At 63.0% G+C, this 25,607-nt stretch carries 21 protein-coding genes; 6 read left to right on the forward strand and 15 right to left on the reverse strand.

What is annotated here, in order from left to right:
- Positions 1–6: 6 nt before the first annotated feature.
- Positions 7–1,323: a sugar ABC transporter permease gene (locus tag FJ978_RS19205; protein ID WP_013892658.1), complete on the reverse strand. Its 1,317-nt coding sequence runs from the start codon at positions 1,321–1,323 to the stop codon at positions 7–9.
- Between the two features lie 143 nt (positions 1,324–1,466).
- On the reverse strand, positions 1,467–2,507 hold the full coding sequence (xylF, locus tag FJ978_RS19210) for a D-xylose ABC transporter substrate-binding protein (RefSeq protein WP_140573305.1): 1,041 nt from the start codon (positions 2,505–2,507) through the stop codon (positions 1,467–1,469).
- A 269-nt stretch (positions 2,508–2,776) separates the two neighbouring features.
- On the opposite strand from xylF, the gene FJ978_RS19215 reads away from it, so the two are divergent.
- On the forward strand, positions 2,777–4,021 hold the full coding sequence (locus tag FJ978_RS19215) for an ROK family protein (protein ID WP_140573306.1): 1,245 nt from the start codon (positions 2,777–2,779) through the stop codon (positions 4,019–4,021).
- 318 nt (positions 4,022–4,339) lie between these two features.
- On the opposite strand, the gene phoB is transcribed toward FJ978_RS19215, so the two are convergent.
- The 9 genes from phoB to FJ978_RS19265 all read right to left on the reverse strand — a co-directional run bounded on the left by phoB (position 4,340) and on the right by FJ978_RS19265 (position 15,702).
- Entirely contained in the window at positions 4,340–5,029 is a 690-nt protein-coding gene (phoB, locus tag FJ978_RS19220) for a phosphate regulon transcriptional regulator PhoB (protein WP_010911896.1), read from the reverse strand.
- Between the two features lie 16 nt (positions 5,030–5,045).
- Positions 5,046–5,753: a phosphate signaling complex protein PhoU gene (gene phoU / locus FJ978_RS19225; RefSeq protein ID WP_010911897.1), complete on the reverse strand. Its 708-nt coding sequence runs from the start codon at positions 5,751–5,753 to the stop codon at positions 5,046–5,048.
- 23 nt (positions 5,754–5,776) lie between these two features.
- On the reverse strand, positions 5,777–6,580 hold the full coding sequence (pstB, locus tag FJ978_RS19230) for a phosphate ABC transporter ATP-binding protein PstB (protein ID WP_013892654.1): 804 nt from the start codon (positions 6,578–6,580) through the stop codon (positions 5,777–5,779).
- A complete protein-coding gene (pstA, locus tag FJ978_RS19235; protein WP_140573307.1) occupies positions 6,577–7,428 on the reverse strand; it encodes a phosphate ABC transporter permease PstA in 852 nt (283 codons plus the stop codon). Before pstA ends, pstB begins: the two co-directional genes overlap by 4 nt.
- 3 nt (positions 7,429–7,431) lie before the next feature.
- On the reverse strand, positions 7,432–8,415 hold the full coding sequence (gene pstC / locus FJ978_RS19240) for a phosphate ABC transporter permease subunit PstC (RefSeq protein ID WP_140573308.1): 984 nt from the start codon (positions 8,413–8,415) through the stop codon (positions 7,432–7,434).
- A 67-nt stretch (positions 8,416–8,482) separates the two neighbouring features.
- Positions 8,483–9,538, reverse strand: coding sequence for a phosphate ABC transporter substrate-binding protein PstS (pstS, locus tag FJ978_RS19245; protein ID WP_013892651.1), 1,056 nt, complete (start codon positions 9,536–9,538; stop codon positions 8,483–8,485).
- A gap of 531 nt (positions 9,539–10,069) precedes the next feature.
- Positions 10,070–13,837 carry a PAS domain-containing protein gene (locus FJ978_RS19250; RefSeq protein ID WP_140573309.1) on the reverse strand — a complete coding sequence of 1,256 codons (3,768 nt, stop codon included), beginning with the start codon at positions 13,835–13,837 and terminating at the stop codon, positions 10,070–10,072.
- A 567-nt stretch (positions 13,838–14,404) separates the two neighbouring features.
- Complete coding sequence (locus FJ978_RS19260; RefSeq protein WP_013892649.1) at positions 14,405–14,641, reverse strand: hypothetical protein; 237 nt, start codon at positions 14,639–14,641, stop codon at positions 14,405–14,407.
- A gap of 137 nt (positions 14,642–14,778) precedes the next feature.
- On the reverse strand, positions 14,779–15,702 hold the full coding sequence (locus FJ978_RS19265; protein ID WP_140573311.1) for a DUF2865 domain-containing protein: 924 nt from the start codon (positions 15,700–15,702) through the stop codon (positions 14,779–14,781).
- Between the two features lie 314 nt (positions 15,703–16,016).
- Between FJ978_RS19265 and FJ978_RS19270 the strand changes: the two genes are divergently transcribed.
- Positions 16,017–16,232 carry a hypothetical protein gene (locus FJ978_RS19270; protein ID WP_023776891.1) on the forward strand — a complete coding sequence of 72 codons (216 nt, stop codon included), beginning with the start codon at positions 16,017–16,019 and terminating at the stop codon, positions 16,230–16,232.
- A 149-nt stretch (positions 16,233–16,381) separates the two neighbouring features.
- Here the strand turns inward: FJ978_RS19270 and FJ978_RS19275 are convergent, their stop codons facing one another.
- The 4 genes from FJ978_RS19275 to FJ978_RS19290 all read right to left on the reverse strand — a co-directional run bounded on the left by FJ978_RS19275 (position 16,382) and on the right by FJ978_RS19290 (position 19,677).
- Entirely contained in the window at positions 16,382–16,774 is a 393-nt protein-coding gene (locus FJ978_RS19275; RefSeq protein WP_140573312.1) for a hypothetical protein, read from the reverse strand.
- 270 nt (positions 16,775–17,044) lie between these two features.
- A complete protein-coding gene (locus FJ978_RS19280; RefSeq protein WP_140573313.1) occupies positions 17,045–17,890 on the reverse strand; it encodes a glutathione S-transferase family protein in 846 nt (281 codons plus the stop codon).
- Positions 17,891–17,912: 22 nt separating this feature from the next.
- The gene (locus FJ978_RS19285; RefSeq protein ID WP_013892644.1) at positions 17,913–18,494 is read right to left on the reverse strand and encodes a VOC family protein; all 582 of its coding nucleotides are present in this window, start codon (positions 18,492–18,494) and stop codon (positions 17,913–17,915) included.
- An 811-nt stretch (positions 18,495–19,305) separates the two neighbouring features.
- Entirely contained in the window at positions 19,306–19,677 is a 372-nt protein-coding gene (locus FJ978_RS19290; RefSeq protein ID WP_013892642.1) for a hypothetical protein, read from the reverse strand.
- A 145-nt stretch (positions 19,678–19,822) separates the two neighbouring features.
- On the opposite strand from FJ978_RS19290, the gene FJ978_RS19295 reads away from it, so the two are divergent.
- The 4 genes from FJ978_RS19295 (at position 19,823) to FJ978_RS19310 (ending at position 25,566) form a co-directional block, all read left to right on the forward strand.
- On the forward strand, positions 19,823–21,313 hold the full coding sequence (locus FJ978_RS19295; RefSeq protein ID WP_140573314.1) for a primase-helicase family protein: 1,491 nt from the start codon (positions 19,823–19,825) through the stop codon (positions 21,311–21,313).
- Between the two features lie 362 nt (positions 21,314–21,675).
- Positions 21,676–22,290: a MarR family transcriptional regulator gene (locus FJ978_RS19300; RefSeq protein WP_140573315.1), complete on the forward strand. Its 615-nt coding sequence runs from the start codon at positions 21,676–21,678 to the stop codon at positions 22,288–22,290.
- Between the two features lies 1 nt (position 22,291).
- The gene (locus FJ978_RS19305; protein ID WP_140573316.1) at positions 22,292–25,228 is read left to right on the forward strand and encodes a phage tail tape measure protein; all 2,937 of its coding nucleotides are present in this window, start codon (positions 22,292–22,294) and stop codon (positions 25,226–25,228) included.
- Positions 25,229–25,230: 2 nt separating this feature from the next.
- Positions 25,231–25,566 (forward strand): hypothetical protein, encoded by a 336-nt coding sequence (locus tag FJ978_RS19310; RefSeq protein WP_140573317.1) that lies wholly within the window; start codon positions 25,231–25,233, stop codon positions 25,564–25,566.
- Positions 25,567–25,607: the final 41 nt, after the last annotated feature.

A 25,607-nucleotide genomic window follows, 5' to 3' on the forward strand; every position in this document is an offset into this window, starting at 1 on the left:
CCTTCCCTAGACCCGCTTGCGGTAGACGGTATCGAGCCAGACCGCGACGACGAGCACGGCGCCGACGACGATGCTCTGCAGCGGTGAGTCGATGCCGAGCAGCACCATGCCGGACTGCAACGACTGCATCAGCAGCGCACCGAGCATGGCGCCGAGCACCGTTCCGGAGCCGCCGGCAAGCGAGGTGCCGCCGATAACGGCGGCGGCAATCACCAAAAGCTCGTCCAGTGTGCCCAGCGCATTGGTCGACGCGTTAAGACGGGCCGACGAGATCGCAGCGCTGATCGCGGCCAGCACGCCCATGATCATGAACACCTTCATCGTCACCCATCGGGTGTTGATGCCGGCGAGATTGGCAGCCTCCGGATTGCCGCCGATGGCAAAGACGTAGCGGCCGAAACGGGTGCGCTTGGTGATGAACGTCATGACGATGCCGACCGCCACCGCCATCAGCACCGGTATGGCAATGCCGTGGGCGATGAACAGTCCATTTTCGGGAATGGCGATGCCGTTCTGCTGAGCGTACTGGCGTACGATGCCGATTGGCCACGGATAGGAATTGGCGATCCACACCGCGCCAAGGATGGCAGCGCAGGCGACTACGCCGAGAAAGGTTTCCGCCCAGACCGGACGTAGCGGAAAGTTGAACCGTTTGCGCTGCGATCGACCGTTGAGCAGCGCGAAAGCGACAGCCGCGCAAGCAACGGCGCCGATGATCCAGCTGGCGGTGGCGCCGATCGAGCCCCTCGGTCCGCCCCCCATCAGCTGGAATGTGGCGTCGAGCGGCGCGACCGTGCGCCCGTTGGTGATGAGCCATGCCATGCCGCGCCAGACCAGCAGGCCGCCCAATGTCACGATGAAGGCCGGAACTTCGAGATAGGCGATGATGAAGCCCTGGAATGCGCCGATCAGGAGACCGAGCACCACGCCGGCGGCCAGCGCAATGATCCAGAGCCAGGGATTTCCAAGCTGGAAGCCGATGACGCGAATGAGGAATTCGGCTTGCGCCACGCCCATGATCATGCCGATCACACCTTCGACGGAGCCAACCGAAAGGTCGATGTTACGCATGACGATGACCAGCACCATGCCGGTCGCCATGATCGCGACCGAGGACGTCTGCACCGACAGGTTCCAGAGATTGCGCGGCGTCAGGAAAAGTCCGCCCGACAGGATGTGGATGCCGATCCAGATGACCAGCAGCGCGCCGACCATGCCAAGCATGCGTGTGTCGAGTTCGGTTGCCTTCAGAAACCGGGCGACCGCGCCAAGTTCCGATGCCCGCGCGGTGTCGGCCGGTGCATTTGAGGTCGTGTCGGTCATGAAATCCTCCCGCCGGCTTGCCGTCTGACGCGGATGCCGGAATAGAGCCTGGAAGTTACCCGCCCGCGGCGGAAACACAAATCTTCCTGAAAAAACGCCGCGGCCTGGCAGCCGCGGCGTTTCATTGTCTGACGTCTTCGAGATCAGTTGCAGGCCGCGAGGCTGCCGGCGGCGACGCCTGCACAGACCTCGTCCTTCTTGATCCAGCCGGCGTCGATGACCACGTTGAGATTGTCCTTGGTGATCGCAACCGGTGTCAGGAACAGCGACTTGACGGTGTTGCCGCCAGGCGTCGTGAAGTCCTTCGCACCGGCGATGTCTGCCATCTTCTTGCCGTCGGCCAGCTGCGAGGCGATCTCGGCGGCATTCTTGCCGAGTTCGCGCGCGTCCTTCCACACCGACACGGTCTGGGTGCCGAGCGCGATGCGGTTGAGTGCCGCATGGTCGCCGTCCTGGCCGGACACCGGCACGGTGCCGGCAAGGCCTTGCGCCGTCAGCGCCGCGACGACGCCGCCTGCGGTGCCGTCATTGGCCGCGACCACCGCGTCGACCTTGTTGTCGTTGGCGGTCAGGAACTGTTCCATGTTCTTCTGGGCGTTGGCGGGCAGCCAGCCGTCCGTATAGGCTTCGCCGACATTCTTGATCTTGCCGCTGTCGATGGCTTCCTTGAGCACTTCCATCGAGCCCGAGAACAGGAAGTCGGCATTCGGATCGGCACCCGAGCCCTTGATGAAGACGTAGTTGCCTTCCGGCTTGGCCTTGAACACCGCGCTGGCCTGCAAGCGACCGACTTCCTTGTTGTCGAAGGTCAGGTAGAAGACGTCCTTGTTCTCGATCAGGCGGTCATAACCGACGACCGGAATGCCTTCGTCCAGCGCCTTCTGCACCGCCGGGCCGATGGCCGAGGCATCCTGCGCCAGGATGATCAGCGAATTGGCGCCTTGCGAGATCAGGCTTTCGACATCGGTGAGCTGCTTGCCGGGATTGGACTGCGCGTCGGCGGAGATGTACTTGTCGCCGGCGGCCTCGATCGCCTTTTTCATCGCGGCCTCGTCGGTCTTCCAGCGCTCTTCCTGGAAATTGGACCATGAAACGCCGATGACCTTGTCCTTCGCCTGCGCGACCGACGCAAGCGTCAGCGACATGGCGACACCCGCCAGGATGGCGGCTGTGAATTTCTTCATGATATTCCTCCCTGCGCCGCGTATGGCGCGACCAAACTGGCCCTAAGGCCGGCACAAAGGCCCTATTTTTTCGAGCCTCGAAAAAACACTGGTCCATCACCGGAACACTGTCAACAATGATTCTGATGGATTTTGAGGTGCCGCAGACTTTTTTTCGAGCTCCGGAATAAATAATGACAGCGTGGGGCGCTTCTGCCAGTATTTGGTGGCTTCGCTGGCGGCCTTCGGGAGGCACGAAAGGCCGCGGCGATCGGGAGGATGTGGGAAACATGTCGGTCGGAATCCGCCACGACGATCTGCGCCGGCGCAACCGCGCCATGGTGATCGCGGCCGTGCGCCGTGCCGGTCAGCCTTCGCGCACCGAGATCGCCGCGACCACCGGCCTCAGCCACTCGACCATCTCGGCGATCTCCTCCGACCTGATCGGCGAAGGCGTCCTGACCGAGGGCAAGCCGAGCGAGGCCGGCTCGCTAAAACGCGGTAGGCCGCAGGTCGGCCTCACCCTCAACCCCGAGGCGGCGGCGGTGATGACCGTGGTGCTGTCGCTGAATTTCCTGTCGGTCGCCGTCATCGACTATGCCGGCCAGGTGATATCGGAGGAACAGCGCCGGCTGGACACGCTGACCATGTCGCGCGAGGCGCTGATCGGCGAATGCACGGCAATCGTAAGGCGGCGCCTCGAGGACCCCGACATCGACATCCGCAGCGTCGCCCGCATCGCGCTGGCGGTCCAGGGCATCACCGACACCGAGGCGCGAGCCATGCTGTGGTCGCCGATCACGCCGCAGACCGACATCGCCTTCGCCGACATATTCGAAGCCGAGTTCGGCATCCCCGCCACCATGGAAAACGACTGCAACATGATGGCGGTGGCGCTGCGCTGGCGCGATCCCGAGCGCTACCGCGACGACTTCATCGCCATTCTGCTGTCGCATGGCATCGGCATGGGCCTGGTGCTGAAGGGCGAACTGTTCACCGGCACCCATTCCTCGGGCGGCGAGTTCGGCCACATGATCCACCGCCCAGGCGGCGCGCTCTGCCGCTGCGGACGGCGCGGCTGCGTCGAGGCCTATGCCGGCAACTACGCCATCTGGCGCAACGCGAGACAGCTTGGCGAGGACACCGAACCGATCGACGTCAGCGACGCCGACATGCGGGCGCTGGCGGCTTCGGCGCGCGACAAGGACGGGCCGGAGCGCCAGGCCTATCGCAAGGCCGGCGAGGCGCTGGGCTATGGCCTGGGCAGCCTGTTCGCGCTGATCGATCCCGCCCCGGTCGCCATGGTCGGCGTCAGCGCCGCCGCCTTCGACCTGATCGAGCCGGCCTTGCGCGAGGCGATTGCACAGACCGCCGGCGGCCAGCACTCGAAATCGATCTCCTTCGACACCGAGCCTAACGAACTGCCGCTGATCCGCGAAGGCTGCGCCATGCGCGCTCTGACCTTCGTCGATCAGGAAATATTCGCGCCGGGCGTGCAGGCGAGAGCAGGCGCGGCTGGGAAGAACGTGGCGTGAAATCGAAGCCATCGTAACATCCGTGGGTTGGACAAAGCCTCACGACTTCGTCATCCCTGGGCGGAGCAGGAGCGAAGCTCCGTCGCGGAGACCCTGGAATCCATGCCGCGACCTTGGCCACGGAGTGCAGCGGAGCAGAATTCCGCACCGAGGCAACGCTTCGAAGTCGCGGCATGGATCCTCGGGTCTATGCCGCGTCGCTTCGCTTCTTGCTCCGCCCGTGGATGACGAAGCAATGGACGTTTTCGCGAATCGCCAAGGTAAAGCGATCCGGCTTAAGCACGAAATCCGACTGTCTAACCTTCCGCGCCGAAGAACCTAATCTTCGCGGATGGCGTACCCTGCCCCGCGAATGGTGCGAATCACATCCGGCATGCGGCCATTGTTGACCGCCTTGCGCAGCCGGCCGACATGCACGTCGACGGTGCGCTCGTCGATGTAGATCGTCTCGCCCCAGACATTGTCGAGCAGCTGGCTGCGCGAGAACACGCGGCCGGGATGGCGCATCATGAATTCGAGCAGGCGGAACTCGGTCGGCCCGAGCCGGATCTCGCTCTTCTTGCGGTAGACGCGGTGCGATTCGCGGTCGAGCACGATATCGCCGACCTTGAGCACGCTGGACAGCACTTCAGGCTTGGCGCGGCGCAGCAGCGCCTTGACGCGGGCCATGAACTCCGGCGTCGAGAACGGCTTGACCAGATAGTCGTCGGCGCCCGTGGAGAGCCCACGCACGCGGTCGCTTTCTTCGCCCCGCGCGGTCAGCATGATGATCGGCAGCCGCTCGGTCTCGGGCCGCATTCGCAGGCGCCGGCAGAGTTCGATGCCGGACACCGCCGGCACCATCCAGTCGAGCACCAGAAGGTCGGGCACGTTCTCCTGCAGGCGGATCTCCGCCTCGTCGCCGCGCGTCACCACCTCGACCTGGTAGCCTTCCGATTCCAGATTGTAGCGGAGCAGCACCCCTAGCGGCTCCTCATCCTCCACCACCATGATGCGTGGCGCGATCATCGGCTGGTCACCCCTGCTATGCCGCCGGCGCCGACATCGCGGTTTCGTCCTGCTTCGGGCGATTGGCGGGCAGCTGCGTGCCGGTCAGCACATAATACGCATTCTCGGCGATGTTGGTCACGTGGTCGCCGATGCGTTCGAGGTTCTTGGCACAGAACAGAAGATGCGTGCAGGCGGTGATGTTGCGCGGATCTTCCATCATGTAGGTCAGCAGTTCGCGGAACACCGAGGTGTATTTCACGTCGATACGCTCGTCGTCGGCGCGCAGCTTCGCCAGTGCCGCGGCATCACGCGCCGCATATTCCTCGATGACACCTTGAACCTGGATCAGCACCAGCTGCGCCATCGCGTCGATGGAGTGCGACAGGTCGCGCGGCGTGGCGGAGAGCCCGACCGTGCCGACGCGCTTGGCGATGTTCTTGGCAAGGTCGCCGATGCGTTCGAGATCGCCGGCCATGCGGATCGAGCCGACGACATGGCGCAGATCGTCGGCCATCGGCTGGCGCTTGGCGATCAGCGTGATGGCGCGGTCGTCCAGCTCGCGCTGGCGCGCATCCATGATCGCGTCATCGGAGACGACGCGTTGGGCGAGCGCATTGTCGGAGTTCAGCAGCGCCTTGGTGGCACCGCCGACCATCGAGCCGGCGAGGTCGCCCATGTCGCTGATCAGCCTGCTGATCTGTCCGAGATCTTCATCGAAGGCTGCAACCGTGTGTTCGGCCATGATCCTGGTCCTCGTATGCGTGATCAGCCGAAGCGGCCGGTGATGTAGTCCTGCGTCCGCTTCTCGCGGGGCGACGTGAAGATCTTCTCCGTCTTGTCGAACTCGACCAGTTCGCCCAGATACATGAAGGCCGTCTGCTTCGATACGCGCGCCGCCTGCTGCATGTTGTGGGTGACGATGACGATCGTGTAGTCGGCCTGCAATTCGTCGATCAGCTCCTCGATCTTGGCGGTCGACAGCGGATCGAGCGCCGAGGCCGGCTCGTCGAGCAGGATGACTTCCGGCTTCACCGCCACGGTACGGGCAATGCAGAGCCGCTGCTGCTGGCCGCCCGAAAGGCTGAGGCCGCTGGCATTGAGCTTGTCCTTGACCTCGGTCCAGAGTGCTGCGCGCTTCAGCGCCTGTTCGACGCGGCCGTCCATCTCGGCCTTGCTGATCTTCTCGTAGAGCCTGACGCCGAAGGCGATGTTCTCATAGATCGACATCGGGAACGGCGTCGGCTTCTGGAACACCATGCCGATCTTGGTGCGCAACAGGTTGAGGTCCTGCGAACGGTCGAGAACGTTCTTGCCGTCGAGCAGCACCTGGCCCTCGGCGGTCTGCCTGGGATAGAGCTCGTAGATGCGGTTGAAGACGCGCAGCAGCGTCGACTTTCCGCAGCCCGAAGGGCCGATGAAGGCGGTGACGCTGCGTTCGGGCAGCGACAGCGTGATGTCCTTCAGCGCCTTCGACTGGCCGTAGTAGAAATTGAGGTTCTTGACCTCGATCTTTGCCTTGGCGGCTGCCTCGGCGGCGATCGTCATGTCTGGAGACAACATCTGGCTCATTTGTCCTCTCTGCGTCCGGTCAGGCTGCGCGCAAAGATGCTGAGCGCGAGAACCGTCAATGTAATTATGAGTGCGCCGGTCCAAGCCAGTTGCTGCCATTCCTCGTAGGGGCTGAGAGCGAACTGGAAGATGGTGACAGGCAGGCTGGCCATCGGCGCGTTGAGATTGCTCGACCAGAACTGGTTGTTGAGCGCGGTGAACAGCAGCGGCGCCGTTTCGCCGGAGATGCGGGCAATGGCCAGCAATATGCCGGTGACGATGCCCGAAAGCGCGGCGCGGTAGGCGACCGAGCGGATCACCACCCAGCGCGGCGCGCCGATCGCGGTGCCGGCTTCGCGCAAGGCGTTGGGCACAAGGTTGAGCATGTCCTCAGTGGTACGCACGACGACGGGGATGACCAGGATGGCCAGCGCGACGGCGCCGGCGATCGCCGAGAAGTGCCCCATCGGCCGGACCATCAATTCGTAGACGAACAGGCCGATGATGATCGACGGCGCCGACAGAAGGATATCGTTGATGAAGCGCACAACGGTGGTGAGCTTCGAAAAGCGGCCGTATTCGGCCATGTAGGTGCCGGCCAGTACACCGATCGGCGTGCCGACGATGATCCCGATGACGGTCATCACGATGCTGCCGTAGATGGCGTTGAGCAGGCCGCCGGCGTCGCCTGGCGGCGGGGTCATTTCCGTGAAGACCGAAAGATTGACGCCTGACAGGCCCTTGTAGAGCAGGGCGCCGAGAATGAGCGCCAGCCAGGCAAGGCCGATGCCGGCCGCGGCGACGCACAGCGTCATCATCACGCCATTCTTGCGCTTGCGGCTCTGGTGAAGCGACGTGGCTGTCGACATCGGTCAGGCTCCGGTGCGGGCGTCGATGCGCATCAGCATGTAGCGTGCGATGGCAAGGATCAGGAAAGTGATGACGAACAGGATCAGGCCGAGCGCCACCAGCGAAGACGTGTAGAGATCGCCGACCGCCTCGGTGAATTCGTTGGCGATGGTCGCCGAGATCGTCGTTGCCGGCGCAAACAGCGACGTACTGATGCGATGCGCGTTGCCGATGACGAAGGTTACCGCCATGGTTTCGCCGAGCGCGCGGCCAAGGCCGAGCATGACGCCGCCCATGATGCCGATCCGCGTGTAGGGAATGACGACGCGGCGGGTCACTTCCCAGGTCGTGCAGCCGATGCCGTAGGCCGATTCCTTCAGCACCGGAGGCACCGTGTCGAAGACGTCCTTGGTGATCGAGGTGATGAAAGGCAGCACCATGATGGCAAGGATCATCGACGATGTCAGCAGGCCGATGCCGTAGGGCGGGCCGGCAAACAGGCTGCCGAGGCCCGGGATACCGTGGAACACGCTGATGATGAACGGCTGCACCGTGGTCTGCAGGAACGGCGCCAGCACGAACAGGCCCCAGATGCCGTAGATGATCGAGGGAATGCCGGCCAGCAATTCCACCGCCATGCCGATCGGGCGCCGCAGCGGGCGCGGGCAAAGCTCGGTGAGGAAGATGGCGATGCCGATGCCGAGCGGCACGGCGATCAGGATGGCGATTGCCGAGGTGATGATGGTACCGTAGATCGGCGCCAGCGCGCCGAATTTCTCCGTCACCGGATTCCAGCTTTCGCTGGTCAGGAACGAGAAGCCAAAGGTCGAGAGGGCTTGCCAGGAGCCGGCAAACAGCGAGATCGCGACGCTGCCGAGCAGCACCAGCACCAATATCGCAGCGGCGCGGGTCATTGCGTGGAAGATCGCGTCTGTCAGCGCAAACCGCCTGACGATGGCGTCGCGCGAACCTCGAATGGCTGGCAAGGCTTCCTGGACAGCACTCATGTCAAGCTCGGCTCTTTCGAGTTGAAGGAAAAGGAGCGCCGCGGGCGCGGCGCTCCTCCAGAAGATGTTACTCGCCGGCGTAGATGGGCTTGCCGTCGGCCTGGATGTCGGTCTTCCACGAAGCCTTGATCAGGTCGACGACGCTGTCGGGGATCGACACATAGTCGAGCGCCTTGGCGGTTTCCTTGCCGTCCTTGTAGGCCCAGGCGAAGAACTTCAGCGCTTCGCCGGTGGCAGCAGCGTCATCGGGAACCTTGTGGATCAGCACCCAGGTCGAAGCCGCGATCGGCCAGGTGGTGTCGCCGGGCTCGTTGGTGATGATGACGTTGAAGTTCTTGGCAGTCTTGAAGTCGGCATTCGAAGCGGCAGCGCCGAAGGATTCGAGCGACGGCTCGACGACCTTGCCGGCTGCGTTCACCATCTTTGAGTAGGACAGGTTGTTCTGCTTGGCATAGGCGTATTCGACGTAGCCGATGCCGCCGTCGGTCTGCTTGACGGTATTGGCAACGCCTTCGCTGCCCTTGGCGCCGACGCCGGTCGGCCATTCGACGGCCGTGTCCGAGCCGACCTTGTCCTTCCAGTCGGGCGAGAGCTTCACCAGATAGTCGGTGAAGTTGAAGGTGGTGCCCGAGCCGTCCGAGCGGTGCACGACGGCGATGGCGGTCGACGGCAGCGTGAGGGTGGGGTTCAGCGCTTTGATCGCGGCATCGTCCCAGGTGGTGATGGCGCCGAGATAGATCTGGGCCAGCGTCTTGCCGTCGAGGACGAGTTCGCCCGGCTTGACGCCGGAGAGGTTGACGATCGGCACGATGCCGCCCATCACCATCGGAAACTGCACGAGGCCGTTCTTTTCCAGATCGGCATCGGACATCGGCTTGTCGGTGGCGCCGAAGGTCACGGTCTTGGCGATGACCTGCTTGATGCCGCCGCCGGAACCGATCGACTGGTAGTTGAGGCCGATGCCGGTGTCTTTCTTGTAGGTGTCGGCCCACTTGGCGAACACCGGATAGATGAAGGTCGAGCCGGCGCCTGAAAGGTCAGCTGCCATTGCCGCGGAAAGGGTGATGGTGGACGCCGCAGCCATTGCAATCGCAACGGCCGCCGAGCGGATGAAATGTCTCATGTGGCCTGCTCCTGTTCGGAAGATGGTCTCTCGGCGCCATTTCTTGCCAGCGCCCGCTGAGGCCAATAGCCTTCGATTATAACAGTCGCATGACAGTTTCATGTCAGCCCGGTAACGCGTCGCCGGCGCCGGCAAAGGCGGTGGCGCGGCCGGTTCGCGGCCCGATCCGAGTTTGTCCCCGGAATCATGGGCTTGAGCCGTCCGCCGGCCGCAGCCGCCGCCGGATTCGACGGGGCTTTCAAAGGTGAAGAAAATCCGGACGGGAGTGCGTTGCTCGAGGCCAGAGCGTGTCGTGGCCGGGCCATCGCCGAAAACAGGTCCGTTGGGGTAGAGTGACGCTGTTCCTTGCCGGCGGTCGCTGCTCCCGCCCGTAACTGGATGAGCGGAATTCGATGCCGCCATTGTCCCGGCTAGGCACAGCCTTTGATATGGTGCGATCGCACCATAGTCATTGCACGCGGGGGTAGCAGGGAATCTCCCACTGATTCCTTCGGCTTGCCTCTTCAGATGCCGCGAATCCGCGACGCGGTGCTATCCCGCGTTGCGCTGCGCCTGGCGGCTGGCGCCGACCCAGCGCTCGACCTTCTCCAAGAGGGCCCTGGGGCTGATTGGTTTTGGCAGATAGTCGTCCATGCCCGCTTCCAGGCATCGTTCGCGATCGCCCTTGAGCGCATGCGCGGTGACCCCGACGATCGGCACATGCGTGCCGGTGTCTTCCTCCAGCCGGCGGATCGCGGCCGTCGCTTCGAGACCGCTCATCTCCGGCATCGAGACGTCCATCAGGATCATGCAAGGATTGAGCTTGCCGAAGGCGTCGAGTGCCTTGCGGCCGTTGCTGACGATCTCGAAGCCGTAGCCGGTCTCGCCAAGGATCTGGGTGAAGACCATCTGGTTCACCTCATTGTCCTCGGCCACGAGGATATCAAGCCTCTGTCCGTCACCGCCGACGGCCGGCAGCCTGGGACGAACCGGCGGTGGCTGCAATTGTGCGCGCTGCTCGGACGGCGCCAATGATTGCCGCTGAGGCGCATTAGGCGCCTCGCCTGCCGATGGCTGGGCGGCGTGGCCAACCGTGGTGTGGCGATGGCGCTGGACGGTCGCGACCAGCGTTTCCAGCAGCACCGAGGAGCGCGCCGGCTTGATCAGCTGTGCGTCGATGCCGAGATCTCGGTAGCTGGTGTTGGCAAGCGACTGGTCGACCGAGGTCAGCATGATGATCGGCGTGTTGGCGAGGCCCGCAGTGTTTCGCACGATGCGCGCCATTTCGGCGCCGCTCATCCCAGGCATCTGGTAGTCGAGCACGACGCAGTCGACCGGTACGCCATAGGCCGCGGCGGCGATCAGCACCTTGAGCCCCTCGGCGCCGCTTTCAGCCGCGCATGAATCGAATGTCCACGACGTCATCTGCTCGGTCAGGATGGCACGGTTCACGGCATTGTCGTCGACGATCAGCACGCGAGCGCCGGTCACATCCACCGGCATGATGCGCTGCCCGTTCTGCTGTTCGGCGCTGGGCAGCGTCACCTCGAACCAGAAAGTCGAACCCTTGCCCTCGGCGCTCTCGACACCGATTTTGCCGCCCATCAGTTCGACCAGCCGCGAGGTGATGGCGAGACCAAGCCCGGTGCCCTCGTGCCGCCTTGTCGAGGAGGTGTCGACCTGGCTGAATTTCTCGAACACCAGCTTCAGCTTTTCCTCGGGGATGCCGATCCCGGTGTCGGTGACCGAGATCGTCAGTTTGGTTCCGGTCGGCATCCGTTCGCCGGTCACGTCGACCAGCACATGGCCTTCGTCGGTGAATTTCACCGCGTTGCCGAGCAGGTTGGTGACGATCTGCCTGATCCGGCCGACATCGCCGATGAAAAGGCTTCCGAGCCTCGGCTCGATGCGCACGATGAGTTCGAGATCCTTTTCCTTGGCGCGTGTCGACACCAGCGTCGCGACGTCCTCGATCGCCTCCGCGAGATTGAACGGCGCCGGATCGAGCACCAGCTGGCCGGCATCGATCTTGGAGAAATCCAGGATGTCGTTGATGATGGTCAAAAGTGCGTTGCCCGATTTGACGATGATGTCGGTGAACGTCTTCTGCTTTGGATCGAGATTGGATTTGGCCAGGAGTTCGGCCATGCCCAGCACGCCGTTCATCGGCGTGCGGATCTCATGGCTCATATTGGCGAGGAATTCCGACTTGGCGCGGTCGGCGAGCACCGCACGCTGGCGCGCCTCGCGCAATTCGGCCTCGCGCATCTTCAATTCGGTGATGTCGGTGGTTGATCCGATCAGATAGAGCGAACCGTCGGACGCGATCATCGCGCCCTTTCGGGCGAACTGGTGGCGCACGCTGCCATCGGCAAGCGTCACCGTCTCCTCGATCTCCTGGGTTTCGCCGGTGCGCAGCACGGCCAGGTCGCCGGCGACGAAGGCCTCGCCGTCCGGCCCGAAGATCTCGACGTCGGTCTTGCCGATCGCCTCTTCCTTGCCGAGACCGGTGAGGTCGCACCAGCCCTTGTTGACGTAGAACTGCCTGAGGTCGGAGCGCTTGGCGTAGATCGACACCGGCACGTTGTCGATCAGGCTGCGGAACACCTCGTTCTCGCGCATGCTTTCTTCCAGCGCCCGCTCGCGCGCCTTGACATCGGTGATGTCGGTGCTGGAGCCGACAAGGTGCACCGAGCCGTCGCTGGCCACCAGGCGGCTCTTGCGCGTCATCAACTGCCGCACCGTGCCGTCGCGATGGGTGACCGGCTCCTCGACCTCGCGCACATTGCCGGTCGCCACGACATCGGCGTCGTCATGGCTGAAGCCTTCCGCTTCCTCGGCGCCGAACAATTGCCGGTCGGTCCGGCCGATGACATCTTCCTTGGCGAGGCCGGTCAGCGCGCACCAGGCCTTGTTGACGAATTCGATGTTCAGGTCCTGCGCCTTGATGAAGGCGGCCACCGGCAGCTCGTCCATGACGTGCCGGAACAGATCGATCTGGCGCATCGAGTCGCGCAAGGCGGCCTCGCGGCTCTTGAGATCGCTGATGTCGACGCGCACGCCGATGAACGTGCCGTCATCGGTGCGCATGTCGTAGACCTGATACCAGCGTCCATCCGCATTGAGACGCTCATAGGAAGAATTTGGCAAACGGTAGCGCCTCAGCATGCCGTCGAGCCAGCGTTCGGTATCGACCGCATAAAGGCTGTCGACCACGGCATCGCCGCTCGAGCGGAAATAGCCGACCGAGTGGCCGAACTCCAGCGCCTCGCGGAAAGTGCGGCCGGGCTGCCAGTAGGGCTTCAGTGCCGGCAGCGAATCCTGCAGCTTGCGGTTGGCGAAGACGAACTTGTCGTCTCGGTCGTAGATGATGACGCCTGCCGGCAGCGATTCCAGCACGGTTGCAACGTTTTTGCGGGCATCCTCGGCTTCCGTCTCGCGGCCCTTCATGTCGGTGACATCGACATAGGAAATGAGCCGCTTGCCACCGGCCAGCGATGCCAGTGAGGCGACCAGCGTGCGCCCATCATTGTGCGGCAATTGCCTGGAGCCGGCGACGCCGGCCCTGATCTCGGCTTCGCGCTCGGCGACATGGCGCTGCCAGGCAGTCTCGTCGGCACCGAAGGGATCTATGGCACGGCTGGCTTCCATCAGCTCGCGGAAGCTGGAGCCGATCCCGGCGCGGTTTGGATCGATCCTCCAGAAGTCATGGAAGGCGCTGTTGATCACCTCCGCGCGCATGTCGGCACCGAGGACGACCACGCCGATCGGCATCGAATCGACCATCGTGCGAAGGTTGACGAGACTTTGCGAAGAAACGTCTTCGTCCTGTTTCGGCGCCATCTCCTCGAAGGCGGCGGCCAGCGCGGTGATGTTGCGGCCGATGCCACGATAGCCGGCAAATTTTCCTTCGCTGTCGAAGCGTGGAAAGCCTGACGTCAGCACCCAGCGGCAGTCGGCGCCGCCGCCCTTCAGCTCATAGACGAAGTCGCGGAACGGCCGGCGCGCCTGCAGATCTTCCAGATGCGCTGCCGCGCTGCGATTGCCCTTCAGGACCTGGTTGAGGAAATCGAAGCGGAACCGGCCAAGCACATCGGCCGGATCGATGCCCGTCGCCGCCTGGTAGCCCTGCGAAAGCCAGGAGAAGCGCAGCTCCGCATCGGTCTCCCAGATCCAGTCCGAGCCGGCTTCGACAAGCTGGCGAAGCCCTTCGGCGCGATCCATATCGGCAGTATGTGGCAAGGCGTCGCCGCCATGCACTGCTGCCTTGCCGGGCTCGCGCTTGCCGCGCGCGCCGATTGCTTCGTCCGCTTCCGCCATGCTGTCCCCACCCCGAAAATCAAGGCCGAACCCTCCCTCCGCGGTTCGTCGGCGGAATGTGCCCGAGAAGCATTAACGATCCGCTAACCTTAACGAGCAACCGGACCGTTGTTGCTGCGTTGTTCCGTGCGGTTGCCGGGTCGGCCAACGCTGCGTTATAAGCGCCCGCAGGGGTGTTGCTTATGTCTGGACGGATAGGGCCTTTTTTGCTGGGCGTGGCGCTGCTTTTCGGCAGCGGCTGTTCGCGCAGCTATGACGGCACGGTCATCATCCCGCGGCCGCTCGATGCCAGGCGCTTCTGGGACCGGCCGCCACCCAATGTCGACTACGGACCGTCGCAGGTCGACAACGGTGCCTTTCCGGCGCCACCACAGTCGCCCGAACGGTTTTCCGAGCGCAGGGTTGTGAAGCCCGCCGTGCAGAGACGGCATCAAAGGAGGCTTTCCTCCCCGGCTCCCTCGTCTTCCGGCCCGGAAAAGCAGCTGGCGTGCAGGAATGTAAGCGCGCCAGGCCAACGCGTTCGCATGGTTTGCGACTAAAGCTGGAGCCTTGTTGCCGGCAGGGCTTCTATAGCGTTGCCGCGCCCTTCTTGGGTTCTTTTGCACCGAGCTTGTCGAGCGCTAGGCGAACTTGGCGCAGATCGTCTTGCCAGCCGTCATCGTTGCCCATCGGGCTCTCCGACGCTGCCCGCTGTAGCCCGCGCGCCTCGGATTCGATCTTGCGCAGTTCGGCGATCTTCTCGTCTTTGGTCAAGGAGCCGTCTTCGAGGATCTCCAGAACCCGCATTTCCCTGAACGTGGCCATGGCGTTGCTCCCGGCTGATGTCGATCACAACGCTGGGAGCAGGCACCTGTTCCAGCCGGATCGCGGCGGCCAGGATCGCGGCCAGGTAAGCGACAGGCTCATCGCGGCGGTCGGCCGCCGGGTTTGAAAAACCGTTGCTATTCCACGGGGAAGAAGGCAGGGCCAACCATGCGCACCGACCGCTTGCCAGCCTCGATCGATTGCAACCGAGCGGTGCCCGGAGCCTCGCTGCCGGATCCCGGAATTGCCGCGACACTGCCGAGGTCCGGCTTTGGCTGCGGCAAGGGGATGATGGCATTGCTCATGTTCGTGGGCGTGACCGTCCTCGCTCTCAGTTCGGCAACCCGCTGGTAATAGCGCTTGACGTCACAGGCCTTGAAATTGGCATCCTCACGGTAGCGGAAAGCCGTCGGCAATTCCGTGTAAGGCTTGCGCGTGTCAAGCGCGGCCATTTTTTCGGTTTCCAGACTGGCATCGCTCAGCGTGTAGAGGTCGACCGCCGGATCGTCACAGATGTAACGGCATTGATCGGCCGTATCCTTGAGATCGTCATTGCCGGCGAATTGCGACTTGGGCGCCGGGAAGAAATATCCATCCGAAAGGCGCACGCAAAACAGCATGGTGTTGCCGCCGTACGTTGGCACCGCCGTTGCCGCGGCGGACTGCGTCTTCGGCGCCGGGCGCTGCTCCTTGCCCCGGAATGTGCAGCCGAGCGCCGCGAACCGTGCCTGCAGGCCCGAAATGTCCCGGCCGGAATTGGACGCGGCGGCGATCTGGCGCTGCACGTCCGACCGGTTCCTGGCAAGGTCGGCGCAAGCGTTGAAGAAACCACCCGTCGCACTTTGCGCGGTGCATCTGCGCTGCCTCTCCAGGCCCTGGATCGCCGCGAGCTGGCGACGCAGCTGCGCCAGTTCCGGGCTCACGCCGCCGCCGCGACCGGCGGAAAGCAACTGGCCTCTGATCGCGCTGCAACTGTCCGCGTAGGAAGATGTTGTGCCGAGCGCAAAGGCGGTCACCATTACCAGTGCGACCGTCATCATGAGAAACCAGAAACGGGTCATCGGGACGACATGATCCTTGTTGCGGATAGTCTGGAATCACGTTCTTTAGACTGAGCTAACCTTTGGTTAGATGAGCCTAGTCTAATGTTTTAAGACTTTCGACCTAAGCAGACCTTCATTTAGTGTAATAGGACCAGCCCTGTAAATTCGATATTACATTTTTATTTCAAGATTGAGACGAACCGGAAAACAGTGCGGCCCGATCGATGGCAGCCAATGCTGCAAGGCCAGGACGCCAGGCGGGCGACTAAATCCGATACCTGACCTGAAACCTTTGCCTGGCGTGCGGCGTTGAAAGGCAAAGGAGAACGCGGATGTCGATCCACTTCACGGTATCGGAACTGACAAGAAACCTTTTTCATTCCCTCGGGCTTGACCATGAGGGCGCGCCACGGCCGCTCAACGCCGAGCAGAACCTGTTGCTGGAGTGCTATCTGGCCGGGCAAATTCCGGAATCGGCCTGGAGCGACTACGTCTTCGAGACACCGGATTTGGCACGGCATGCCGAGGCGCGGCGCCTGAGCCATTGAGCCAAAAGCGCCGGGCCATTGAGCCGCTGATCTCGGAGGGGCCGGCTACGCGGAGGTGTAAAACCTGCCGGACAGTCTGCTTTTCGCGAGCCTTCCCTGACCCATGGCGTCAGGCATGGTCACCGTAAGGTCGTCGCGGGAACAGCTATTTACTTCGGGGAGACCGATTGCAACTGCTTCGGGGAAACCAATTGCAATGTGAACACCTTGCCGCCAATGCCCTGTGCCAGCGTCGCAGAGAAAGTCAGGGGCGTGCAATTCTTGACGGCCGCGGTGGCCGCGTCGATGAACGCCTGCCGCGCCTTGTCATCGCCGGCCACCTTGACGGCAGTCGCCCTTGGCGAACCGATCAGCGTGCCGTCGCGCTTGAAGCTGAAGCTCAGGGTTACGGTGGAATTCCCGGCATCCGCCGAGGGCGTCCAGCACGCCTGGATCGCGGCCCCGACATCAGCCATTGTATTGAGCGTCGCGGCCTGTAGCGGGAGAAGGGTCCCGACCAGCATTCCAACGGCGATCATCAGCCTTGCCGCGACGCACTTCATTGCAATCCCTCGATTTCACTGCCGGCCGGCATTCATGGCTGGACTGGCTGTAAGGGATGTTAGAGCCGACGTTGGCAATGACAATATCTTGCAGCAAAAGTTGATGCTTCGGCGTTGCCTGACTTTCGTGCCGCGATGCCCCGGCACCACCGCCCCAAAAAAAGCAAAAAGGCCGGCGCGGGGCCGACCTTTCCTTCCACCTCGGCGCCAGTACATCCGTGGTCGCGCGGTGAATTCCGGGCAGTAGACAGGGCTTTGGTTAACGAATCCCTAACCCCTGGCCTGCGACTTCACATGGGCGATATAGCCGCGCACGTCGCCGGCCGGCTCGGCGTAGGCCTTGCCGAGCTTCTTCTCGATCGCCGCCATGTACTCCTTCGTCCATCTGGGCAGCGCGTAGTCGATGACGGCCAGGAATTCGAGCGTCGCCGCCAGCCGGATGTCGGCGATCGACGGGTGCTTGCCGCCGATGAACGGCTTGCCGTCCCTGAAGAAGCTGTGGAAGACCTCCAACGGCTCGGCGATCGCGGCCATGGCTGCCTTCTGCGCTTCGGACTTCTTGTCGGGATGGGCGTCGCTGTGGCCGACCTCGCCGGCATAGTGCGGGAAGCCGAGCGCCGGATAGGTGGCGCGTGCCACATAGGGGTAGAGCGTACCGATCAGGTAGAACATGGCGCTGTCGACCATTGCCCGCTTGGCCGGCGCCGTGGGATAGAATTTCTCCAGCCCGTGCTTGTTGGCGAGATATTGCATGATGGCGCAGCTTTCCCAAAGCACGCCTCTGGGCAGCCCCTTGTCCTCGATCATCGGCGTCAGGTGCGCCGGATTGCGCGCCATATATTCGGGCGAGCGCGTGTGGCCCCAGGCGTCGGTCTCGGCGGCGTCGAATCCGGCCGCGCGCGCGAACACCCGCACCGTCATGTTGTTGACGCTCGGCTTCAGCATGCTGAGCTTCAGCCCCGGTTTCTTCGCCGGCTTGGCCTTGGCCTTCGCAGCGGGTTTTGCGGTGGCCTTTGCCGTCGGTTTCGCCGCTGCTTTGGCCCCCGCCTTTGGGGTCGCTTTTGCGGCCACCTTGGCCGCGGGTTTCTTCGCCTTCGTTGTCGCTGTCTTGGCCATTTGTTCCTCCCTCTGTGCCCGTTCAGTATGGGTTCTTCGGCGCCCGGTCATCCGACAGGGTTGCGCGCGAACGCTCGACGAGCGCCTGGATCGCATCGGCGAGATGCACTTCTGCGATGTTGTAGTCGCCGCGCGCGACCCGCAGCCTGTGCGCTTCCATCAGCACGTCGGCATGGGTGAAGCCGGCCGGCGGCTCGAAGCGATAGGAGGCGAGTTCGATCAGCAGCCCGAGCGGATCCTCGAAATAGATCGAATCCATGAAGCCGCGATCCTTGACGCCGCTGTGCTTGATACCGCGCTGGTCGAGCCGCGCGACCGCCTGCAGGAAGGTGACGCGCGACACCGAAAAGGCGATGTGATGGACACAACCCGTATCGGTCGGCGTGCGTCGCTTCTCCGGCGTGCGGCTTTCGTCGGTGAAGATGGTGATCAGCCGGCCATCGCCGGGATCGAAATAGAGATGGCTCTCCTTGGGCTTGTCGAGATTGGGCTGCTCGAAGATGAACGGCATGCCGAGCACGCCCTCCCAGAAATCGATCGAGGTCTGGCGGCCGGCGCCGACCAGCGTGATGTGGTGGACACCCTGCGACTGCAGTTTCTGCATTGGCCCCTCCCGAGGCATCAGCTGCCCGTGCGGATCTGCCCGGCGCTCGGCGTTCTGCGCGCCACTCGAGCCGTGCCTCAAGATCCAGGAGGTGATGCTAATGCAATCGGCTCCGCCGCGCCAGAAGCGGCGAACCCTAATGTTGGCACGCCGGCGAAACCATTCCTGGTGATAAAAGCCAGAGAAACGTTTTTAGGGATAGCGGTTATCAGTGCAAGCGAAAGTCGCGTTCGTAGCGCCATGGCCGAAAACGCGACTACGCGACGGCAACCGCGACTACGCGACAGCCCTGAGCTCGGCCACCGCCAGCATCCCCACGCCGCCACATTCGGCGCATGCGATGGTCTTCCCCGGGCAGCTTGTCTGATGCGTCCCCTGCGGGCAGCAATGCCCTTTTGACGCAGACCATCTCGAGCAATCGAAAACCTTGCCGCCGCCATGGCAGCGCGAGCACATCGTCTTCACTGCGGTCATCCCAACTCTACCCGACCCAAAGTCCGCCATCCGCGGACGCTACCCCGCATGCCAAGTAACAGAGATCGTTATGCTTTCAAGCGTCGCGGCCTGACTTAAATTGGGTGGATTCGGCCATGCGGCCACCGGATTTTCGCGGGCTTTGCCGCTTCTTTCGGTGAACGCAACCCACACGGGTGCTTTGTCTGAATGTGACCCGAGACTGCGGGAAGAAGCGACGGAGCTGTTGTTGCGCCGGGACGGACCGCTGCACAGCAGTCTAAAAGCAAAAGGGGCCGGCATTGCGCTGGCCCTCCACTTCCACTTGGAGCGCGAGGTGGTCGCGAATACGCCAATGCTAGTCGAGAAATCTGATCTTCGTGAAGGACATCATCTCTCCCATCACGTTGCCGCCGTCATCGATCTGCTGCCCTTGTCCGACTGTAACGGTCACGCGTTTTCCCTTGTAGCGGGACGGCATCGCGGTTTGCTCGTTCCAGCTTCCGCACTCGGGAGCGGAACACAGGCCGACTTGCTCCTCCTTCTTGCGGTCGACAATGGTCAGATAGCAATTGTCGCCACATTCGAAACCTCGAATGGTGCCGGTGATCTTCCTGTCCTTGGAGAACGACGGACCGCACTGGGCGATCAGGGACGCGGAAATGAGGAGCGGCAAAGCCAATTGTTTCATGCAGCCAACTTGCTGCAACAGGCCGTATGGCGCAAGCATCGCATCTGGCAGAAAATCCTTGGTACGCCCAAGGGGAGTTGATCTTTCCTTTGAAATCAAAACGTTAGGCTGTCCAACCGCCTATCTGGCCCTCGTTGAAACCATTGGCGAATTTGTCGCCGTGTCCAACGCGAGATAACTGCGGATGGCCGGCAGCAAAAAGGAAAAGCCCGAGGTCGAGGTCGCGAAGGCGGCGCTTAAGCGCATGGGCGATCGTCCTGGCGATGATCAGCCGAAGGCGCAGGCAGAATTCGACGCGCTTGCCAAAGCCGCCGCTGGCGACATCGATCCCGACGACAACGGCTTCGATATCGATGCCTTCAATCGCGAGTTCGCAGTCGTGCCAATCGGCAGCCGCGCCGTTATCCTCTGGGAAAAGCCGGATGCTCCGCCCGAGGAACAGTTGCAGCTGCTCCAGGTCGGCGCCTTCCAGACCATGTATCAGAATCGGTTCACCGAAGTTCGCGGTGCCGATCGAAAGGCCAAGTGGAAGACGTGGGGTAACGCATGGCTCGACAGCCGTCGCCGGCGTGATTTTCGCGGGCTGGAGTTTTTTCCAGATCCGGCCGACGCGGAAGGCACTCCAGGCTTCTACAATCTATGGCGAGGCTTTTCGGTCGAGCCGCGCAAAGGCGGCAGCTATGCCATCTTCCGCGATCACCTGCTGACCAACGTCTGCGGCGGGTCGGAAAAGATCTACGCCTGGTTCTTCGGCTGGTTTGCCCAGATGATGCAGCGGCCTCGCGAGAAGCCGGGAACGTCGATCGTCTTGCGTGGCCCGATGGGCGCCGGCAAGTCCAAGATCGGCGAAACCTTCGGCTCACTGATCGCGGCGCATTATTTCCAGATCGATAATCCGCGATATCTGATCGGGCAGTTCAACAGCCACATGGCGGCCTGCCTATTCCTGCAAGCCGACGAGGCAGTCTTCGCCGGCGACAAGGCCGCCGAAGGCCACTTGCGCGGCCTGGTCACCAGCGACCGAATGATGATCGAGGCGAAAGGCATCGATCCGCTTCGCATGCCCAACTACATCCGGCTGCTGATGACATCCAACTTCGATTGGGTAGTGCCAGCCGGAAAAGAGGAGCGGCGCTTTGCGTGCTTCGACATCGCCCCGCATGCGAAACAGAACCACGACTATTTCCGCGAGATGACAGATGAGCTCGACGCGGGCGGACGCGAGGCGCTGTTGCACGACCTGCTGACCTTCGACCTGTCGAAAATCAATCTGCGCGATATCCCCAAGACCGCCGCGCTGCTCGAGCAGAAGATCAGATCGTTCCAGCCGGTCGAGCAATGGCTATACGACCGTTTGCACGATGGCTCGCTGTATGAGCGCGGCACGGGTTGGCCCAAAGAGATCGAATGCCTTGCGCTCTATAAGAGCTTTCTTGCCTCAGCCGAGCAGATGGGCGTGCGTTGGCGCGTGTCGCAGATCAGCTTTGGCATGAATGTCGGGCACTTGCTGCCAGGCATACAACGAGCGCGACGAGCCATCGCCGACGACGATACAGGCGCCAGCGTAACACGGCGATGGGTGTACGTCCTGCCGCCACTGCAGGACTGTCGCGCGGCCTTCGACGAGCAGGTCGGTCAGCGGTCAGATTGGGGGGCGATCGATGACCCCGAATAGCCAAGTGTCCCAACTAAGGTTAGGACAGCGTCGAAGGTTAGGACGCGAAAAGATAAATGATTTCAATGGGCAGTCCCAACTGTCCCAACTGTCCCAACCTTGCTGCTATCCCCCGCGCGTGCGCGTGAATAGCGACGATGATGGGCTGCTGTTTTCTTATAACCCTCTGAAATGGTTAGGACAGTTAGGACAGTTAGGGCAACGCATTGAAATCGCTTCTGAATATGATGTCCCAACTTCCGATCGACTAGCCGCGAGGTCGGGACAGTTGGGGCGGAGCCCCGTCGCGGGTCCTTCCCCTCATCAAAACAGTATGCGGGACGGCGTAGCCCGAGGGTTCGCTAGTCAGAGGGGTGCGCAACATGGTTGACATGTTGACGGAGGTTGACGGCGAGGAAACAGGCTTGTGGCTGCCCCTCACCGAGATCGCCAGGCGCCGTGGTGTTTCGCGAGCGGCGATTTCTAAAAGGGTCAAGCGACTGGTGGCCGAGGGTTCGATCCAGACCAGGCCCGGCCGTGGCGGCACGATCGAAGTTGAGCTTGCCGCATTTGACCTAGCGACCAACGAAACCACGCGGCTCGACGACGGGCCGACGCAGGTGCCATCTGCGCGCCGCCGTTTGTCAGCCCCGCAAGGAGGCCCCGCGGCCGACAAGATTCGGTACGAAGCCGCCCTTCGCAAGCTCGACTACGAGGAGCGCATTAAAACGCTTCTGCCGATCAAGGACGTCGAGAACGCGATGGTGCGCGCCAGCGAGGTGATCGTCCGGGCGATCGAGCAGTTGCCCAACTTCACAGCCGAACTGATGGCGGCGACGCGCGACGGCGAGCCGGCCGTTCGCCGCAAGCTGCGCGAGATCAAGGATCACATCCGGCGCCAGGCCGCCGATGCACTCACACTGCTGCACAACGAAGGATTGGCCCAAGAAAACGCCGGCATGGAGCTGGACCTTGGCGAGACAGAGAAGGGAATTTGACATGGCCGAAAGTCGCAATGCAATCAACGTCCTGATCAAGCTTCTCGGCGGCGCCGAGATGACGGCCGAGCTGAAGAACCTCGGCGCGTCGGGCGAAAAAGCGCTCGCCAGCATCCAGGACGCGGCTTCAAAGGTGCAACTCGCGGGCCTCGGCAACAACATCGCCAACGCGATAGCGCAGACGGAAACCGTAATCAGGCGCGCCGCCATAGGGCTCGGCCTGTTGAAGGCGGCAGCTGATGCCGGCGCCGCAGCACTGTTCTTCTTGGCCAAGTCCGGCGCGGATGCCGCCGTCTCGGCCAACAATGCAGCGCAAGCGGCCGGCCTGTCGGCGAAAGCCTATCAGGAATGGGCTTTCGCCGCCGATGGTATCGGCGTCAGCCAGGCGCAGCTTGGGACCGCGCTCAACACCTTCAACAAGCAGGTCATCAAGACGGCCGACGAGACCACCAAGGCCGGCAAGGCCGGCGCTCAAATGGGCCGTGACATCCAGCAGGGCATCGGCTTCTCTGTCGAGACGTTCAAGGATCTCAACGTCGAGGTGACGCGTTTCGGCGAAAGCACGAAGGGCGCCGGCGACAAGGCCAAGGCCGGCGCGGGAAAAATCAAGACCGGCTTCGACGACCTCGGCATCTCCGTCAAGAACACCGACGGCACGCTGAAGACCAACGAGCAGTTGCTGATCGCGGTCGCCAATGCCTTCCAGAAGATGCCGGACGGCGCCCGCAAATCGGCCGTCGCCATCAAGCTTTTCGGCCTCGAGGGTGCGAAGCTTATCCCGCTGCTCGACAAGGGCGCGGCCGGCATCGAGGAATTCAAGGCGCGCGCCGCCGAACTCGGCATCGTCTTCACCGATGATCAGATCAAATCGGCGCTGGCCTTCGACGATGCGCTGACCGAACTGCAGAAATCGGCATCCGGGCTGTTGCGCCAGATCGGCCTGATCTTCGTGCCGGCTTTCACCACCGGCGCCAACGCCTTCCGCGACATCATCCTGCGCAACCGGGCGGCAGTGCTCGACTTTGCCAACGTTGCGCTGGCAAGGGGCAAGGTGCTGGTCGAAGACTTCTTCGCCGCACTCTCCGGCCGTGATGCCGATGTCAGCACTAATGGCAAATGGATTACCCAATGGCGCGACGCGATCGTCGGATTCGGCCAGGATGCGCTGCGCGTTTTCAACGGCGTGGTGATCCCGGCGATCGAGGGCGTCCGCAAGGGTGCCGATCTCGCGGCAAAAGCGATAAACGCCCTCGGCGGCGCAGGCATTTCCGGCGGCGATCTGTTGATCACATTCGGTATCCTACGCGCGGTCGGCGCAATCCGCCTCATCACCGAAGCGGCGACCATAGCCGTGAAGGGAATAGCCCTGATCAGCAGTGCGCTCCTGCTAACTCCGGCCGGCCGCGTCTTCCTGTTGATTGCCGCCGGCGTTGAGGCGGTCGGCGTGGCCGTGGCGCTGCTGCGCGGAAAGCAGAACGACGCGACGACCTCGGCCGAAGGTCATCGCAAGGCACTCGACGATCTCAAAGCCGCCATGGATGCCGTGAAAAACAGCGTCCCTGGCGCCAGGGAACAGCTCAAGCAACTGGCCGAGACGCAGTTGGCGGCGGCCAAGGCGGCCCTTACGACGTCCGAAGATCAGCTCGCGCGCATGAAGGACAACCTCGATCAGTTGAAGGCCAGCGCATTCAACTCTCCGCTCGGTGCCGACGACATCCAGGCAGCCACCGATGCATACGTGCAGGCCGAAATTCGGGTCGCGCAGCGAACGCGCGAGCTGAAGGATATCGGCGACACGCTCGCCGGCAAGGTCGTCGGCAACATTGAGGACATGCGCCAGACGGCCACAAAGGGCGCCGACGGCGTCAACCAGCTGGGCACTGCTGTCGACCAGACATCCGGCAAGGTCGAAAACCTCGACCACCAGATCACGGTGTTCCGTGGTGGCGGCGCAGGCGGCATCAGCAAGGAAGTCTTCGACGTCATCGACGGCGTCGCGCACCGAGCCGACCAGTCCAAGGCTGCGCTCGACGGCGTTGCGGCGAGTGGGCAGACCGTCGCCGACAAGCTGAAGAACGTCTCCAACGAGGTCACCAACTCAGTCCAGGCCGTGCCGGACGCGATCAAGCCGGATGCCGCATCCGCTGCCGTCAACGGCATCGTCGACGATGTCGGCAAGATCGCACCGGCCGCGCAGGACGCCGCGTCGAGCGTTTCCGATGCGCTGGGCAATATCGACGCCAGCGGCGCCGAGGTGGCGGCGGCGGCCTTCGCCGCGCCCTTCACCGGCTTGCCGGGCCAGATCAGCACCATCATCTCGGGCATTCAAAGCCTGGTGCAGGGCGGCTTCGCCAACCTTGCCGCCACGGTCTCCAGTCTTGCCGGCCAGATCCGATCGGAAATCGCGCAGATCATCTCGGCCTTGCAGGCCGCCGTCGCGCAGGCGCAGCAGCTGCGCGCGCAGGCTTCCTCGTCGTCTCCCTCGTCGGGCGGCGGCTCGCAGGGCGGATTCGCCGAGGGTGGCCATGTGGTTGGTCCGGGCGGTCCCAAGACCGACAGCATCCTGGCGTGGCTGTCCAACGGCGAGTTCGTCATGCAGGCCGCCGCGGTCAGGCGCCTGGGCGTCGGCTTCCTCCACGCGCTCAACAGCGGCTTCATCCCGTCGCTGAAAAGCCTGAAGGGTTTCAGCGTTGGCGGCGCCGTCGACAATTTCAGCCAATTGATGGCCATCCCGAGATACGCCGGCGGCGGCCTCGCCAGCATGCAGCTTGCGCCGGCGTCGACGGGCAATCTCACGCCGCTTCATTTCCACCTGGATGGCGGGAAGGAGGTCGTGATCGATGCTGTCGGGATTTCTGATTTTACCTTGCAGCAACTGCAGAAAACTTCTTTGCGCGGGGCGCGCGTCAGCGCCGGCCGCGCGCCGATGAGGAGGTGAACATGAGCATTCCAAACCCGGACCTCGGCCCGTTCGAGGGCGAAAACGAAGCCTGGTGCAGACACGTGACGAAACAGTTCATGCACGAGGTCACGACGCCCATCCTTGTGGCGCGTGAATGCTCACCATCGCACGCGGCAATCGCCTTCATGCACGGCTTTGTCAACTTCGCTTTCGAGGACGCGATGGAGCGCGGTGACGGCGAACAGCAGATCATGCCGGATGTGTTGGAACGGGTCTGGCCTTTGATCGAAGGGCTGAAGAACAGCACAGTAATAGCGGTGGTTGCGGATCGACCGCACTCTCGGCTCACGGTGCTGCCAGGCGGCAAGACGTGATCGCGAAGTTCGCCTTCGCCGTTGCCTGCGCCGTGGTGCTG

Source organism: Mesorhizobium sp. B1-1-7, from assembly GCF_006442705.1.
GTDB lineage: Bacteria > Pseudomonadota > Alphaproteobacteria > Rhizobiales > Rhizobiaceae > Mesorhizobium > Mesorhizobium opportunistum.